This is a genomic window from Amycolatopsis sp. La24, assembly GCF_029087445.1.
Lineage (GTDB): Bacteria > Actinomycetota > Actinomycetes > Mycobacteriales > Pseudonocardiaceae > Amycolatopsis > Amycolatopsis nivea.
In genome coordinates this window covers 84,109-98,883 of record NZ_JARACH010000024.1, presented here as the reverse complement: position 1 = coordinate 98,883, position 14,775 = coordinate 84,109, and the positions used below count along the sequence as shown (strand labels likewise).

The following is a 14,775-nucleotide window of genomic DNA, read 5'->3' as shown; positions in this document are numbered from 1 at the left end:
TCTGAAGGCGGTGTCGCGGCAACGGTTTCAGCCGATACATTGGCAGAAACGGCTCGCGGAGAAGCCCGGGAGCCCGAAACCGAGGAGCAGCGGGTGGAAGACCAGGTACGCCGCGTCGCGGTGGTAACCGGCGCGGCACGCGGAATCGGCCGCGGCATCGCGGAACGGCTGGCCGCACGAGGCGACCGGGTGGTGATCAACTACCTGACGTCCAAAGAGGCCGCCGAAGAAGCGGTAGAAGCCATCACCGCGGCCGGCGGCGAAGCAATCGCAGTAGGAGCCGACGTCCGCAACGAGGAGGGCGCGCAAGCACTGGTGACCGCGACGGTCGAAGCCTACGGCCGCGTAGACGCACTGGTCTGCAACGCGAACGTCGGACTGGCTCAGGGTTCGGTCGCGGAAATCCCGTGGGAAACGTTCTCTACGAAGGTGAACGACGAGCTGGCAGCAGCCTTCCACCCCACCCGCGCGGTGTGGCAGCTGATGAAGGACCAGGGCTACGGCCGCATCGTCTACCTGGCCGCAGAAGCGAGCAAGGGCCCAGTAGGCGCGGACGTGGTAGCGCACGCAGCGGCAAAATCGGCCCTGATCTCGTACGCGAAGTTCGCCGCCCGAGAAGGCGCCCCCAACGGCGTAGTGGCGAACGTAGTCTCCCCAGGCCTAACCCGTACCGACGCCGTAGGCGAAGCCCCGCCAGACTGGTTCTCCGCCTTCGAAAAGCGAATCCCAGCAGGCCGCGCAGCAGAACCAGAAGACGTAGCCGCCTTGGTCGCCTTCTTCACCAGCAAGGACGCAGGCTACATCGCAGGCACAGTAGTCTCCGTAAACGGCGGCTCAGACATGACCCGCTAGCTCCCACTGCCGAGAAGTCCGTGAGGGCCACCTTCATTGACTCTGATTCCCTCAGGGTTCCCCTCACGACCAGCCCGCTAGCCGTCTCCGGCGTGCCCCAATGTGGCATTGGTTGCGTCGGACGCACCGAACGCCACATTGGGTGCATCGCATGCACCCAATGCCACATTGGGGCGCTCGCCTGGCACCCGCGACAAGCACGATCAGCCGAGCCAAGGCAGCCACCCACCAAACCGCACCAACCTACGCAGCAGCCGGGGCACCCACACCCCCCGCACCCCGATACGAAGCCAAAACACGCGCGGAGAGGCTTGTCAAGGTACTCTTTCCAGCCTTGACAAGCCTCTCCGCGCGTAGTCACACTCGGGCTTCGGGGTGCCCCAACGCAACTCTCTTCTCCGGCCGAAGGCCGGACAGCTCAACGAATATCATCCCGAGACACAGAACGATATTTAACGAGCCAAGCCCCATCAACCCGCACCAACTGATCCTCACACAACGTACTGCAATGAATCCGAGGCTCCCCACCCTTACGCGTAGCAATAATCAACGCATAACACCGAGTATGCAGCTCATCCTCGGACGCCCCAGGAGAAACCGTCAACATCCCCAGCCAATGCCGCCGCAACTCATGCACCTCAGCCAGCTGTCGATGCGTAGCCGCGGAAGCCGCCGCAATAGCAGCCCGCCCCTTAACCGGCTCCGGCGCGGCATTAGCCGCGAAAACCCCGTCCTCAGTAAAAGTATCGGCCCACTCATCAGTACGAGCCTGGTCAAGCAACTGCATCTGCCACGCGTAGTACTGCTGAATCTCCTGATACAACTCGCCCGACACAGTCACGCCTGCTCCTCCGCTCGAGAATCCTGAATATCGTCATGAGTCACCACACGCCGGGCGACCTGCCACCCGTCAGCCCCGCGAACCAACGTGTCCCGGCAAAACGTAGAACGCCACAACCGGGCTTCGCCCCCGGCGGGAATCTCGGCGACCATCGCGTACAACTGCGTCCGCACCTGATCCGCACTGTCCTCGGTCACCACCAGCATCCCAGTCCAATGCCGATGCTGAACCCCTCGCGAAACAACGTCGGCGGCTAGCTTCCGGGCCACCTTCAAAATCAACTCCCGCCCGGTAGCCGGTGCGGGATTCGCGTTGTTCGCGATCGTGGCGTCCGCGGTGAACGTTTCCGCCCACGGTTCCACGTCGCCGTCGTCCATCAGCTGCATCTGCTTGGCGTAAAAGGCCTGCACCTGGTGGTACAGCTCCATTCCCACCCGCGGGTGCGCGGTTGTCGCCACCGTTTCCTCCTCGTCGGCCGCGTGTCGTCCGACAGTCGCGCGGCCGGCTCAAAGTCCCCTCGTGGACCACTCGCGGGGGACGGCCGACTGTGCGTCGAGCCGTTTTGGACCGGCCCGCTGGAGGGTGGCCCGAGGCGGTGCGACAGCGGGAGGGATCGAGTGCGCGAGATCGAAGCGGACGTGTGCGTGTCCGGCGGCGGACCGGCGGGTCTGGTGCTGGCGCTGCTGCTCGCCCGGTCGGGAGTGGACGTCGTCGTCGCGGAGCGCAGCGCGTCGCTGGACCGCGAGTACCGCGGCGAGATCATCCAGCCCGGTGCGCTGCGCACGCTTGACCAGCTCGGCGTCCTCGACGGCATCGGCGGTTACCCGATGCGCAGTTTCCAGCTGGTGCAAGGGGAACGCACGCTGCTGGACATCGACTACACGACGCTTCCCGCGCCGTACGACCATTTGCTCAGCCTGCCGCAGCGGCTCCTGCTGGAGCGGCTGCTCGACGAATGCAAGGCGACGCCGGGCTTCCGTCTGCTCAGCGGCTGCTCGACCCGGGCGTTGCTGGAGGAGAACGGCGCGGTGACCGGGATCCGCTGCGGTTCCGGCGAAGGCGAGACGGAGGTACGCGCTCGCTGGGTGGTCGCCGCGGACGGCCGGTACTCGAAGACCCGTTCGCTCGCCGGGATCGGCTACGACAAGTTCGAGAAGTTCGAGCACGACGTCGTGTGGTTCAAACTGGTCGCCCCGGAACGGCGCACCAGCGCGGTCCGCATCCACCGCACCGCCGCCGATCCGGTGCTGGTGCACGATTCCTACCCGGACCGCGTCCAGATCGGCTGGACGCTGGCGAAGGGCAGCTACAAAACGGTGGCCGCCAAGGGCATCGAGCACATCCGGGAGCAGCTGGTCGCCGCGGTCCCGCAGCACGCGGACCTGATCCGCGAGCAAGTGACCGCGCTGTCCGAACTGTCGCCGCTGGACGTGTTTTCCGGCCGTGCGCGGGAATGGGTCCGGCCGGGACTCGTGCTCATCGGCGACGCGGCGCACACGCACAGCCCGATCGGCGCGCAGGGCATCAACCTGGCCATCGCGGACGCCGTCGCGCTGCACCCCGAACTCGTCGCCGCCGTAGCCGCGAAAGACAACCGGCCCGCCGCGCTCGCCGGCTTCGAGGCCGAGCGACGCGCGGCGGTGGACACCGTCTTCACGCTCCAGTCGAGGCAGAACAAGGGAATGCTGTCCTCCGGCCGGATCGTCGACGCGGTGCGGCCGGTGCTCGCGAAGCTGCTGCCGCACACCCCGATCTTCCGCAAGATCCTCAATCTCGTCGCGTTCGGAGCTCGCCCGCGCGACGTGCGCGCGGACCTGTTCCGCACGCCGAGCAACCCAGGAGGGACACGATGACCGAACAGAGCCGGGGCGTAGCGCTGGTCACCGGCGGCACCAGCGGGATCGGGCTCGCGGTGACCCGATCGCTGGCGCAGCAGGGCTACCAGGTGTACTTCTGCGCCCGCACCCAGGGATCCGTCGACGACACGGTGCGCGACCTGCGTGCCGAGGGACTGGACGTGGACGGCAGCACCTGCGACGTCCGGGAGAAGGACGACATCCAGGCGCTGGTCGCGGCCGCGGTCGACCGGTACGGCCCGATCGACGTCCTGGTCAACAACGCCGGCCGCAGCGGCGGCGGGCAGACCGCGGAGATCCCGGACGAGCTGTGGTTCGACGTGATCAACACGAACCTCAACAGCGTCTTCCTGATGACCCGCGAGGTGCTCACCAAGGGCGGCATGCTGGCCAAGGACAAGGGCCGGGTCATCAACATCGCGTCCACCGCCGGCAAACAGGGCGTGGTGCTCGGCGCGCCGTATTCGGCGTCCAAGCACGGCGTCGTCGGCTTCACCAAGGCGCTCGGGTTCGAACTGGGCAAGACCGGCGTCACGGTCAACGCGGTGTGCCCCGGTTACGTGGAAACCCCTATGGCACAGGCGATCCGCGGCCGGTACGCGGCGGCGTGGAACACCACCGAGGAAGCCGTGCTGGAGAAGTTCACCGCGAAGATCCCGCTCGGCCGGTACTCCACTCCGGAGGAGGTGGCGGGCCTCGTCGGCTACCTCGTCACCGACACCGCGGCGTCCATGACCGGGCAGGCGATCAACGTCTGCGGCGGGCTTGGCAACTACTGAGAGGACCGAGCACGTGGCTGCACCACTGCGGATCTACGAGACCGAACACAAGATCGACGTCGCCGCGCCCGCCTCGGCCGTGTACGCGCTGCTCGCCGACGTGACCCGCTGGCCGGTCTACTTCGGGCCGACGGTCCACGCACGCCAGCTCGAACGCGACGGCACCACCGAGCGAATCCGGTTGTGGGCCACCGCGAACGACGAGCCCAAAACCTGGACCTCGCGGCGCGACCTCGACGAGGACGGCCTGCGCATCGACTTCCGCCAGGAGGTTTCGCAGCATCCGGTCGCGTCGATGACCGGGGCGTGGAACATCCAGCCCGGCGGACCGGACTCGTGCACCGTCGTCCTGGAGCACGCGTTCAGCGCGGTGCGGGACCTGCCGGAGAACGTCGAGTGGGTGAGCAAGGCGGTCGACCGCAACAGCGAGCACGAGCTGGAGAACCTCCGCGGCATCGCGGAAGGCCTCGCCGAGACCGAAGAACTCACCACGGTGTTCGCGGACAGCGTCGACATCGACGCGGACGCGGCGGCGGTCTACGAGTTCCTCTACCGGTCGGACCTGTGGCCGGAGCGGCTGCCGCACGTCCAGCGACTCGACCTGACCGAGGAAACCCCGGGTCTGCAGGTCATGGAGATGGACACCAAGACCGCGACCGGCGCCGTGCACACCACGAAGTCGGTGCGCGTGTGCTTCGACGACGAGCACGCCATCGCGTACAAGCAGCAGGTGCTGCCCGCGCTGATGACCGTCCACAACGGACTGTGGACGATCGTGCCGCAGCCTGGCGGCGGGGTGCGGGCGACGTCCGAGCACACCGTGGTGATCAAGCGTGACGCGGTGGAGAAGATCCTCGGCGAAGGCAAGACGGTCGAGGACGCCAAGGCGTTCGTGCGCAACGCGCTGGGCACCAACAGCACCGCGACGCTGAACCTCGCCAAGGCCTGGGCGGAGGAACGCGCCGATGGCTGACGGTGTCCTCCCGGTCGCGTCGCTGCTCGACACGCCGCTGCTGCCGGACGCGCTGCGCATCCTCGCGGAGAAGAGCCCGAACCAGGTCGCGGTCCGGCTCGGCGAGACAGCCCTGACGTTCGCTGAACTCGACCGGGCCGCGTCCGGGTTCGCTGCCGCGCTGGCGGAACGGATCGGGTCGGCCGGTTCGGTCGTCGCGATGTCGTCGGTGCTGCACCCGGAGTTCGCGGTCGCCTATTACGGCACTTTGCGCAGCGGAAACGTCGTGCTGCCGTTGAGCCCGCTGCTGCGGGAAGGCGACCTCGGCCGGGTGCTGACCGAGTCTTCCGCCGCGGCCGCGGTGCTGAACGATTCGATGACCGCGGCGGTCGCTCGTGCTTCCGCGACGCCGGAACACCTGCTGTGCTTCGGGAATCCGGACCGCGCTAATTCGGTCGCCGCGCTAGCGGCTGGTCCGATCGGCGCTTTAACGGAACTGGAGCCGGACGCAGTCGCCTGCATCCACTTCACGAGCGGCACCACCGGGCAGTCGAAGGGCGTGCGGCTCACGCACCGCAACATCGCGGTCAACGCGGTGCAGGTCGCCGAGGCGCACGGGGTGACCGGAACGTCGGTGACGTTCAACCACCTGCCCAGCTACCACCCGATGCACCTCAACTCCGCGCTGATCGCCGGAGCCACCCAGGTGCTCTGCCTGGTGCCGGATCCGGTAGCCACGATCGCGCTCGCGGCGGGGGTGACGCACTACTACTCGATGCCGTTCCGCCTGGCCCGGCTCGCGACCGACCCGCGACTGGCGGACCTGAAACTGCCTGGCTGCGAGGTCATCCTGTCCGGTGGTTCGGCGTTGTCCCCGGTGCACGCGGAAACCCTCCGCGCGCAGTTCGGCATCCCGGTCGTGCAGGGTTACGGCCTCGCCGAAACCGCGCCGCTGGTCCTCTCCGACGGTCCGGCGGCACCGCGTCCGGGTTCGGTCGGCCAGGTCGTGCGCGACACCGAGGTGCGCGTTGTCGACTTGACGACTCGGGAGCCGCTGCCGGTCGGCGAGCGCGGTGAAGTCGAGGTGCGCGGCCCGCAGGTGATGCGCGGCTACCTCGGCCGCCCGGACGGCGACGGCATCGGCGCGGACGGCTGGCTGCCGACCGGCGACGTCGGCTGCCTGGACGAGGACGGATACCTATTCCTGGTCGACCGCATCAAGGACGTCTTCAAACGCGACAACTGGCTGATCTCGCCCACCGAAATCGAGGCCGAGCTGCTGCGCCACCCCGGCGTGGCGGACTGTGCGGTGGTCGACCAGCCCGACGAGTTCGCCGGAGCGGTGGCGGCCGCGCTGATCGTCCCGGCCGGCGACGAGTGGGTGCCGCGCGCGGGCGAGATCGCCGCGGAGTTCAACGCCGCCCAGCCGTATTACAAGCACCTCGAGCACGTCGAGCTGACCAGGGCGATCCCGCGTTCGCCCAACGGCAAGCTCGTCCGCCGCGAGCTGCGCGAGGCGCTGTCCTCCGTGCGCGGCAGCCAGAATCCCGGAACCGCACTGCTAGGAGCCGATACCGTGGTCACGTTCATCAGCAAGTTCACCGTCAAGGGCGAGCCGGAGGAGTTCGAGAAGGTCTTCACCGAGCACGCGCAGTACATGGCCGAGCAGCCCGGGTTCGTCGCCTACCAGATGGTGCGGTCGCTGCGCGATCCCAAGGTGTATCTGAACATCGGCCAGTGGGTCGACGCGAACGCGCACAAGGCCGTCGTGACCAGCCCGGAATTCCAGGCGCACGTGAAGAAGTTCGTCGAGCTGGTCGACGTCGAGGCGGACCTGTACTCGACGGTCTCCGAGGCGTCGGCGTGAGCGATCTCGGTCTGGCCGGTCGCAGCGTCCTGGTGGTCGGCGCCACCAAGGGGCTGGGGCTGGCCATCGCCCGCAAGTTCTGCGCGAGCGGCGCGCACGTGCTGCTTGACTACGCCCACGACGACGAGGCCGCCAAAGCCGCCCTCGCGAGCCTCGAAGGGCTGCCCGGTTCGGCTTCCCTGATCCGCGCCGATCCGTCCACTGAGGACGGTGCGGCACAGCTGGTCGCCGCGGTCTCGGCGGCTGGTCGCGGGCTGGATGTCTTGGTGCACAACGCCGCGTCGTGGCATCCGATGCCCGCTGCCGGAGCGTCGGTTGCCGACCTGCACACCGACATCGCCACCGCACTGGATCCGTTGCTGCGCCTGGTTCCCGCGCTTCTCGAACACCTTGCGCCAGGCGGTCGAGTGCTCGCGGTTTCCAGCTCTGGCGCGCAGCGGGTCATCCCGCGTTACGTCGCGCTGGGCGTCGCAAAGGCCGCGCTCGAATCGCTGGTGCGCTACCTGGCGGTCGAGCTGGCTCCCCGCGGCATCACGGTCAACGCTGTGACGACCGCGAAGCTGGACAAGGGCGATGAGACCACCCAGCCCGAGATGGTGCAGGTGCTGGCGGCCCGTACGCCCGCCGGGCGGCTGAGCACGCCCGCCGACGTCGCCGATGTCGTCGCGCTGCTGAGCGCACCGGAAGCGAGCTGGATCCACGGCCAGGTGATCACCGCCGACGGCGGGCTCAGCCTGCGGTCTTGACGTAAGGAGAACTCCGTTGCAGCTGATTGACCTGTCCTCCCCGATCGATCCGGAAGGCTGGGAGCCCGAGCCGCTGTCGCTGGTCACCATGTCGGCCCAGGACGGGGCCAAGCACCTGGTGTCGGAAATGCGCGAGCACTTCGGCATGGACCTCGACCCGGAAGTGCTGCGGGACGCCGAATTCCTCACCAACGACACGGTGTCGCTGACCACGCACACCGGCACGCACATCGACGCGCCGGCGCACTACGGCGACGCCACGTCGTACGGTTCGGCCCCGCGCACGATCGACCAGATGCCAGTCGACTGGTTCCACCGCCCCGCCGTGGTCCTGGACTTCACCGGCCGCGCGCCGGGTGTCATCACCGCGGACGACGTGCGCGCCGAACTGTCCCGAGTGGACTACCAGCCGAAGGAACTGGACATCGTCCTGCTCCACACCGGAGCCGACCAGCACGCGGGCACGCCGAAGTACTTCACCGAGTTCGTCGGCCTCGACCAGTCCGGACTGGACCTGCTGCTGGACTTCGGGGTCCGCGTGATCGGCACGGACGCGTTCAGCCTCGACGCGCCGTTCACGCACATCATCGAGACTTACCAGCGGACCGGCGACAAGTCGGTGCTGTGGCCGGCGCACATGCGCGGCCGCGACCGGGAGTACTGCCAGATCGAACGCCTGGCGAACCTGGCCGAACTGCCGCGGGCGCACGGTTTTACGCTGTCGTGCTTCCCGGTGAAACTGGCCGGCGCCGGTGCCGGATGGGCTCGCGCGGTCGCTATCGTCGAGTAGCTTCCGCACGAGAAAAGGCCCCGCGACTCCTCCTCTCGCGGGGCCTTTCCTTGTGCCTTAGTCAGCCCATTCGGGTTTCTCCAGCAGTTCGATCACCGCGCTGCTCCAGGAGAATCCCGCGCCGACGCCCATCAGCAGGCAGGTCTGTCCCGGCTGCAAACCGCCGGTGCGCACGAGGTTTTCCAGGCTGACGATGTGGTCGCCCGCGCCGAGGTGGCCGATCTTGCTGTCGAAGTCCCACGTGGTTCGTTCGAGGGGAACGTCCATGTGCCGCAGGTAGTTCGACACCAGCCGCCGTCGCCCGAAATGCGGCAGCACGAGACGGTCCACATCGGACAGTTCCAGTTCGGCGTCGCTCAGTGCGCGTTTCAACGCCTCGCGCTGCCCGTCGAGAATGGCCGCGAGGGTCTGCGACATTCCGGCCTCGGACACGTATGATCGTTTGTGCGCGTCCAGGTCGACCAGCTGCCGATTGCTCATCTCGACTTCACCGAACGCCGCCCCCGCACGGTGCATGCCTTCCAGCTCCGGCCCGCTCACCACCGCCAGGCTGCGCAACCGCGCGAATCCGCTCACGCTGGACAGCACCATCGCCGTCCCGCCGTCGGCGTACGCCGTGCCCGGATCGCTGTGCCAGCGGTCGAAATCGGGTCCGTCAAAGCGATCTGCCGCGGTGATCAACGCTGCTTGTCGCGCCGGGTCCGCGAGAAGGTAACTGGCCGCGAGGTCGAGTGCGGCCATGCCGCCGTTGGAAACCTGCCGCACCTCGATCGCCGGACAGGTCCCGCCGACCGCTGCCCGCTGCACGTACGCGGCGGGCGACCACAAGTCGTAGCCCTGATGGAACAACGTCGCGTGCAGCAACACCGCGATGTCGCCGCGCGCCACCCCCGATCGCGCCAAGGCGACTCGCGCGGCCCGGGCCGCCATCTCCGGCGGCGCGATCCCGTCAGGCGCGACGAGGACCGATTCCATCTCGCTTTTGCGCGCCGTCTCGGCCGAGCATTGCCCGCTCCGCACCGCTTCGGCGGTCGTCGTCGCCGGTGGCAGCCAGCTTCCGAGCCCGGCGAGGTACAGCCCGTCGAATCTCATGCCGCCACCCTTCCCGCGGGCTCTCGACAGCCTGTGGGAACGGACTCGACCTGGCGGTCCAGCAGGGGTCGAGCAGCCGTCGACCGCCGTGCCGCACGATCCGGTTTGTTTCCGGTGCCACCGGGGTTTCGGGCGGAAGGAGTTTCGGGTGATGACCGAGGTCGCACTGCTGTTCCCGGGCCAAGGCTCGCAGCACGTCCGGATGGCCGCCGGCCTGTACGGGCACGACGACGCCTTCACCGACGCGGTGGACGAAGTCTTCGCCGCGCTGGGCCCCGACGGCCCCGCCATCCGCGCCGACTGGCTGACCGACTCGCCCGCTGTTCCCCTCGACCACGTCACCCGCTCGCAAATCCTGCTGTTCACCGTCGGCCATGCCCTGGGCCGGATGATCCTTTCCTGGGGCGTGCAACCGGCCGCGCTGCTGGGCCACAGCGTCGGCGAGGTAGCCGCCGCGACCCTTGCCGGTGTCTTCGAAGTCCCCGCCGCCGCCGCGCTGATGTGGCAGCGGGTGCAGGAACTGGCGTCCGCTCCCGCGGGCGGAATGCTCGCCGTAGCCGCGACCGTCGAGGACGTCACGCCGGTCCTGACCGATGACGTCGTGATCGGCGCGATCAACGCTCCCCGCCAGCTGATCCTCTCCGGCCCGGAAGCGCCCTTGGCGGAGGCGGCGGAGAAGCTGCGCGCTGATGGGCGGATGTGCCTGCCGGTCCCCGCGACGTCCGCCTTCCACAGCCCCTCCTTGGCCGAAGCCGCCGCCCGATGCCTCCCGTCGGTCGCGGCCGCGCAGCCCTCGCCGCCGAAGATCCCGATGGTGTCGGGCTATACCGGCCGCGTGCTCACCGATGCGGAGGCGACGGACCCTGCTTACTGGGCCTCCCACCCGGTAGAACCGGTGCGGTTCTGGTCCGCCGTCGGCACGCTGCTGGGGCCGGACTCGCCGCTCCGGGTAGATGGACAACGGGTGCTGGTGGAGACGGGACCGTCGCAGTTGCTGGCCAAGGCGGCGCGCCTCCATCCGACGGTGCGGGCGAAGGAGGCTTCGGTGCTGGCGATGCTGCCCGCGCGAGCTGGCGGCCCGGACGCGGACCTTGCTGCGGCGGCGGCTTGCCGGAAGGCGCTGGAGGCGGCCGGGAGTTGCGGGTGATGGTGGCCGTCGAGCGAAGCGGACGGCTGCGGATCGCGTGACGGTGCCGCTCCGCTCCCGCCCGTGATCGCCCTCGGCGGGCCAGCCCCTTCGTCGGCTCCGGCCACAGTTCGCCGGATGAGCCGCAGCGGGTTTGCGGGCGGCTGGGCAGTCGGTCTCGCACGGCTGCACCACTCACCTGGGCGAGACAGTGCAAGGACGTCCGCCCGTGTTACGGCTGAGTTGAGATTTGCGTAGCGACTCGTTCACTGACCGGTGTTGTGCTGTCGAAAGGCTGCGGCCTCACCCGGCCGCAGCGATTTCCGAGGCGCGAGGCGGTGGTGACGCGATGTGGCTGGTCGAATGTCCGTCGTTCTGGGACCAGGGTTTGATCCGCCCGCTTGTCACCGAACACGGCAAAGTCGTGCTGATGTGCGACTCCTGCACCGCGGTGTGGCGAACCCCGTCCGGCATTGAAGAGTTCGAGCACGTCGAACCGGAAGCGCCGGAGTGGTCCATCGGCTCGGACACGCACGTCCGCCCCGGAACGACCCGCTGGGCTGAGCTCGCCGACGTCACCTCCGCCGGTTGGGGCGACCTCCGCTGGCGCGAACTGCCCTGAAGCTGGGCAGCTGCACGGATTTCCCGCGGCGGCCAGGCTGCCGAGACCACCGCGCGCGCGGATCACTCGCCGCTGAAAGCGCGACCCTGCCGGACACGTCCGCTGTTCGCATGAGCAAATAGCTCCGTGTCGTTTCGGCGGATCCGGGCTTAGGTTCGGGCAGTGGCGAACGAATTGACCATTCCGCTCCTGCCCTGTCCGTCCATCGACGAGATCGCGTCGTTCTACGAGATGCTCGGCTTCGAGATCACCTATCGGCAGACGCGGCCGAACCCGCACGTCGCGCTGCGGCGGGAAGACATCAATCTGCACTTCTTCGGCATGGACGGCTACGACCCGGCCCAGTCGTACAGCACGTGCCTGGTCATCGTCCCGGACATCGGCGAGCTGTTCGAGTCCTTCGCCGCGGGAATGCGTTCCGTGCACGGAAAACTGCTCGTCTCCGGCATCCCGCGGATGACCCGGCCGCGGCTGCGCAACGACCGGTACACCGGGTTCACCGTCGTCGATCCGGGCGGCAATTGGATCCGGATCCACAAGGCCGGCAAAGAACCCGAAGCGCGGACCAAGCTAGCAAAAGCGCTGGAAAACGCCGCGCGGCAGGCGGATGCGCGCGGCGACGCTCGCCAGGGTCTGAAGATCCTGGAAGGCGCGTTGAAGCGGGCGACCGGCGACGAGCCGGAGTTCGAGGCGGTGCGGGAGTACCGCGACGAGCTGGTCGAACGGATCAAGGGGGCGGAGCCAAGCGGTTGAGCCACTCCCCGCCGCCGCTAGTCAGTGTTACTATCTACTGGTACTCAGCAACGCTGACTAGCTGAAGGGTGTTCGATGGGCAAGCAGGCGACGGAGATGCTCAAGGGGACCTTGGAGGGCATCGTCCTCGCGATTCTTGCCGGGCGGCCCGCTTACGGGTACGAGATCACCTCGTGGCTGCGCGAGCGGGGATTCACCGATATCGCCGAGGGCACCGTTTACGCGCTGCTCGTGCGGATCGAGCAGCGCGGGCTCGTCGACGTCGAGAAAGTGCCGTCCGAGAAGGGACCGCCGCGCAAGGTTTACACGCTGAACGCTCCGGGGCGGGCGAGCCTCGACGAGTTCTGGCGGAACTGGCGTTTTCTCTCGGACCGGCTCGAACAGCTGCGCAAGGAGGGGATCGATCATGGGGAATGAAGGAAAAAGCAGGTATCTGCACTATCTGGAAGTGGTCACCGGTCCGCTGGAGGACAAGAAGCGGTACCGGCGGTACAAGGCACGCGTCGAGGAGCTGCCGCCGGACTACCGGGCGGCGATCAAGGCGTTGCACCGGTATCTGCAGTACTTCGGGCCGGGGACGGCGGAAAGTCATCTGCGGATGCTGGACGATCTCATCGACCTGTTCGAGCAGAGCGTGGCGAACGGGACGACGGTCCGGGGCATTGTCGGTGACGAGCCGGTCGAGTTCGCGGAGGAGTTTCTCCGGAGTTATCCCGAAGGGAACTGGATTTCCCGCGAACGGACGCGGCTGACCGAATCCATCGCCCGCGCGGTGGGCGGTGCGGTATGACGGCGCCGGCGATACGAGTGCGGGGGTTGCGGAAGGCGTACGGCAAACTGGAAGTGTTGCGCGGCGTCGATTTCGAGGTGGCGCGCGGCAGTATTTTCGCGCTGCTCGGGTCGAACGGCGCGGGCAAGACGACGGTCGTGCGGATTTTGTCCACCTTGCTCAAAGCGGACGCGGGGGAGGCGGAGGTCAACGGGTTCGCGGTGGCGAGCCAGGGCGACGATGTCCGCGAGTCGATCAGTCTTACCGGGCAGTTCGCGGCCGTCGATGAAATCCTTACTGGGCGCGAGAATCTGGTCCTGGTGGCCAAGCTGCGGCACCTCAAGAACGCGGGCGAGATCGCGGACGGGTTGTTGCGGAGATTCGCGTTGACTGAGGCCGGGTCGCGGAAGGTGTCGACGTACTCCGGTGGCATGCGCCGCCGTCTTGACATCGCGATGAGCCTGGTCGGGGACCCGCAGGTCATCTTTTTGGACGAGCCGACGACGGGCCTCGATCCACAGGCGCGCAACGACGTCTGGCGCGCGGTCGAAGAACTCGCGGAGCAGGGCGCGACGGTGCTGCTCACCACGCAATACCTGGAAGAAGCCGAACATCTCGCCGACCGGATCGCGATCCTGCACGAGGGGCGGGTGCTGGTGAACGGCACGCTGGAAGAGCTCAAGCGGCTGCTTCCGCCGGCGAAGGTCGAGTACGTCGAGAAGCAGCCGACGCTGGAAGACGTCTTCTTTTCCCTGGTCGGCACCGGAAGCAAGGGGGACGGGCAATGAGCGGCCACTTCATCGCAGACATTTCAGTCCTGTTAGGACGGTCGCTGCGGCACATCACCCGCAGCCTGGACACGATCATCACGACGACGATCACGCCGATCGCGATGCTGCTGCTCTTCACCTACGTCCTCGGCGGCGCGATCAACGCCGGCTCGGAGTCGTACGTGACCTACCTGCTGCCCGGCATCCTCCTGATCACCATCGCCTCCGGGATCGCCTACACCGCGTTCCGGCTTTTCCTGGACCTGAAGGGCGGCATCTTCGAACGCTTCCAGTCCATGCCGATCGCGCGCTCGGCGGTGCTGTGGGCGCACGTGCTCACCTCGGTGATCGCGAACCTGATCTCGGTCGCCGTCGTGGTGCTCGTGGCGTTCGCGATGGGATTCCGCACCAGCGCGGGACCACTGGCGTGGCTTGCGGTGCTCGGAATCCTGGTGTTGTTCACCCTGGCCCTGACCTGGATCGCGGTGATCCCCGGCCTGACCGCCAAATCCGCGGACGGCGCGGGCGCGTTCTCGTACCCGCTCATCTTCCTGCCGTTCGTCAGCTCGGCCTTCGTGCCAACCGGCACCATGCCCGGCCCGGTACGCGCGTTCGCCGAACACCAGCCGGTGACGTCGATCGTCAACACGATCCGCGACCTGTTCGCGGAGCGCCCGGTCGGCGGCGGGATCTGGATCGCGCTGGCGTGGTGTGTGGGGATTTTGGTGGTGGCGTATTTCGTTGCGAACGTGATTTATCGGCGCAAGATTTCTTGATCACGCTGGCACGTGTGGTTGCCACCGCCCGGGCGTGGACGGTTCGGCGTGCCTTGCCTGGTGCCGGACGGTGGCCGGGTCGCGAGAGCTTTCGGTAAGTGGCGGTGTGCGCGCGGGCGCGGCGCTGCGGCTGTGCGTCGTTGCGGGCGGCTCGCTGTGGCGACGCGCAGCACCGGCCACCCGG

17 protein-coding genes are annotated in these 14,775 nt (G+C 67.8%); 14 read left to right on the top strand and 3 right to left on the bottom strand.

Annotated features, from left to right (window positions below):
* The first annotated feature begins 93 nt into the window (after positions 1 to 93).
* Entirely contained in the window at positions 94 to 852 is a 759-nt protein-coding gene (locus tag PUT80_RS23155; protein WP_037817202.1) for an SDR family oxidoreductase, read from the top strand.
* Between the two features lie 418 nt (positions 853 to 1,270).
* Here the strand turns inward: PUT80_RS23155 and PUT80_RS23150 are convergent, their stop codons facing one another.
* Both PUT80_RS23150 and PUT80_RS23145 read right to left on the bottom strand, forming a co-directional pair.
* Positions 1,271 to 1,693, bottom strand: a complete 423-nt coding sequence (locus PUT80_RS23150) for a nuclear transport factor 2 family protein (RefSeq protein ID WP_275293402.1) — start codon at positions 1,691 to 1,693, stop codon at positions 1,271 to 1,273.
* Positions 1,690 to 2,151 (bottom strand): nuclear transport factor 2 family protein, encoded by a 462-nt coding sequence (locus PUT80_RS23145; RefSeq protein ID WP_037817196.1) that lies wholly within the window; start codon positions 2,149 to 2,151, stop codon positions 1,690 to 1,692. The genes PUT80_RS23150 and PUT80_RS23145 overlap by 4 nt, the downstream gene beginning before the upstream one ends.
* A gap of 159 nt (positions 2,152 to 2,310) precedes the next feature.
* On the opposite strand from PUT80_RS23145, the gene PUT80_RS23140 reads away from it, so the two are divergent.
* Genes PUT80_RS23140 through PUT80_RS23115 form a run of 6 tightly spaced genes read left to right on the top strand, consistent with a single transcriptional unit; the run spans position 2,311 to position 8,683 of the window.
* Positions 2,311 to 3,546 (top strand): FAD-dependent monooxygenase, encoded by a 1,236-nt coding sequence (locus PUT80_RS23140; protein WP_037817193.1) that lies wholly within the window; start codon positions 2,311 to 2,313, stop codon positions 3,544 to 3,546.
* Positions 3,543 to 4,328, top strand: coding sequence for a 3-oxoacyl-ACP reductase FabG (gene fabG, locus PUT80_RS23135; RefSeq protein ID WP_043832838.1), 786 nt, complete (start codon positions 3,543 to 3,545; stop codon positions 4,326 to 4,328). Before PUT80_RS23140 ends, fabG begins: the two co-directional genes overlap by 4 nt.
* 13 nt (positions 4,329 to 4,341) lie before the next feature.
* Complete coding sequence (locus tag PUT80_RS23130; protein ID WP_037817187.1) at positions 4,342 to 5,301, top strand: aromatase/cyclase; 960 nt, start codon at positions 4,342 to 4,344, stop codon at positions 5,299 to 5,301.
* A complete protein-coding gene (locus PUT80_RS23125) occupies positions 5,294 to 7,147 on the top strand; it encodes an AMP-binding protein (RefSeq protein WP_275293401.1) in 1,854 nt (617 codons plus the stop codon). The genes PUT80_RS23130 and PUT80_RS23125 overlap by 8 nt, the downstream gene beginning before the upstream one ends.
* Complete coding sequence (locus PUT80_RS23120; RefSeq protein WP_275293400.1) at positions 7,144 to 7,893, top strand: SDR family oxidoreductase; 750 nt, start codon at positions 7,144 to 7,146, stop codon at positions 7,891 to 7,893. The genes PUT80_RS23125 and PUT80_RS23120 overlap by 4 nt, the downstream gene beginning before the upstream one ends.
* Before the next feature lie 16 nt (positions 7,894 to 7,909).
* Positions 7,910 to 8,683 carry a cyclase family protein gene (locus tag PUT80_RS23115; RefSeq protein WP_037817183.1) on the top strand — a complete coding sequence of 258 codons (774 nt, stop codon included), beginning with the start codon at positions 7,910 to 7,912 and terminating at the stop codon, positions 8,681 to 8,683.
* Between the two features lie 57 nt (positions 8,684 to 8,740).
* Here PUT80_RS23115 and PUT80_RS23110 read toward each other — a convergent pair whose 3' ends face one another.
* Positions 8,741 to 9,775, bottom strand: a complete 1,035-nt coding sequence (locus PUT80_RS23110; RefSeq protein ID WP_134668703.1) for a ketoacyl-ACP synthase III family protein — start codon at positions 9,773 to 9,775, stop codon at positions 8,741 to 8,743.
* Between the two features lie 151 nt (positions 9,776 to 9,926).
* On the opposite strand from PUT80_RS23110, the gene PUT80_RS23105 reads away from it, so the two are divergent.
* The 7 genes from PUT80_RS23105 to PUT80_RS23075 all read left to right on the top strand — a co-directional run bounded on the left by PUT80_RS23105 (position 9,927) and on the right by PUT80_RS23075 (position 14,591).
* A complete protein-coding gene (locus tag PUT80_RS23105) occupies positions 9,927 to 10,922 on the top strand; it encodes an acyltransferase domain-containing protein (RefSeq protein ID WP_275293399.1) in 996 nt (331 codons plus the stop codon).
* A gap of 328 nt (positions 10,923 to 11,250) precedes the next feature.
* Positions 11,251 to 11,523, top strand: a complete 273-nt coding sequence (locus tag PUT80_RS23100) for a hypothetical protein (RefSeq protein WP_037817176.1) — start codon at positions 11,251 to 11,253, stop codon at positions 11,521 to 11,523.
* Positions 11,524 to 11,685: 162 nt separating this feature from the next.
* Positions 11,686 to 12,276: a hypothetical protein gene (locus PUT80_RS23095; RefSeq protein ID WP_134728124.1), complete on the top strand. Its 591-nt coding sequence runs from the start codon at positions 11,686 to 11,688 to the stop codon at positions 12,274 to 12,276.
* A gap of 75 nt (positions 12,277 to 12,351) precedes the next feature.
* Complete coding sequence (locus tag PUT80_RS23090; protein WP_037817171.1) at positions 12,352 to 12,693, top strand: PadR family transcriptional regulator; 342 nt, start codon at positions 12,352 to 12,354, stop codon at positions 12,691 to 12,693.
* The gene (locus PUT80_RS23085; protein ID WP_275293398.1) at positions 12,683 to 13,066 is read left to right on the top strand and encodes a DUF1048 domain-containing protein; all 384 of its coding nucleotides are present in this window, start codon (positions 12,683 to 12,685) and stop codon (positions 13,064 to 13,066) included. Before PUT80_RS23090 ends, PUT80_RS23085 begins: the two co-directional genes overlap by 11 nt.
* Positions 13,063 to 13,833 (top strand): ATP-binding cassette domain-containing protein, encoded by a 771-nt coding sequence (locus PUT80_RS23080; protein WP_275293397.1) that lies wholly within the window; start codon positions 13,063 to 13,065, stop codon positions 13,831 to 13,833. Before PUT80_RS23085 ends, PUT80_RS23080 begins: the two co-directional genes overlap by 4 nt.
* On the top strand, positions 13,830 to 14,591 hold the full coding sequence (locus tag PUT80_RS23075) for an ABC transporter permease (RefSeq protein ID WP_275293396.1): 762 nt from the start codon (positions 13,830 to 13,832) through the stop codon (positions 14,589 to 14,591). The genes PUT80_RS23080 and PUT80_RS23075 overlap by 4 nt, the downstream gene beginning before the upstream one ends.
* The last annotated feature ends 184 nt before the right edge of the window (positions 14,592 to 14,775 follow it).

Bases quoted from the DNA above. Each gene is read 5' to 3' on its own strand.
- fabG (WP_043832838.1), top strand. From the start codon at position 3,543: ATGACCGAACAGAGCCGGGGCGTAGCGCTGGTCACCGGCGGCACCAGC.
- PUT80_RS23125 (WP_275293401.1), top strand. From the start codon at position 5,294: ATGGCTGACGGTGTCCTCCCGGTCGCGTCGCTGCTCGACACGCCGCTG.
- PUT80_RS23105 (WP_275293399.1), top strand. From the start codon at position 9,927: ATGACCGAGGTCGCACTGCTGTTCCCGGGCCAAGGCTCGCAGCACGTC.
- PUT80_RS23090 (WP_037817171.1), top strand. From the start codon at position 12,352: ATGGGCAAGCAGGCGACGGAGATGCTCAAGGGGACCTTGGAGGGCATC.
- PUT80_RS23075 (WP_275293396.1), top strand. From the start codon at position 13,830: ATGAGCGGCCACTTCATCGCAGACATTTCAGTCCTGTTAGGACGGTCG.
- PUT80_RS23110 (WP_134668703.1), bottom strand. From the start codon at position 9,775: ATGAGATTCGACGGGCTGTACCTCGCCGGGCTCGGAAGCTGGCTGCCA.
- PUT80_RS23100 (WP_037817176.1), top strand. From the start codon at position 11,251: ATGTGGCTGGTCGAATGTCCGTCGTTCTGGGACCAGGGTTTGATCCGC.
- PUT80_RS23085 (WP_275293398.1), top strand. From the start codon at position 12,683: ATGGGGAATGAAGGAAAAAGCAGGTATCTGCACTATCTGGAAGTGGTC.
- PUT80_RS23080 (WP_275293397.1), top strand. From the start codon at position 13,063: ATGACGGCGCCGGCGATACGAGTGCGGGGGTTGCGGAAGGCGTACGGC.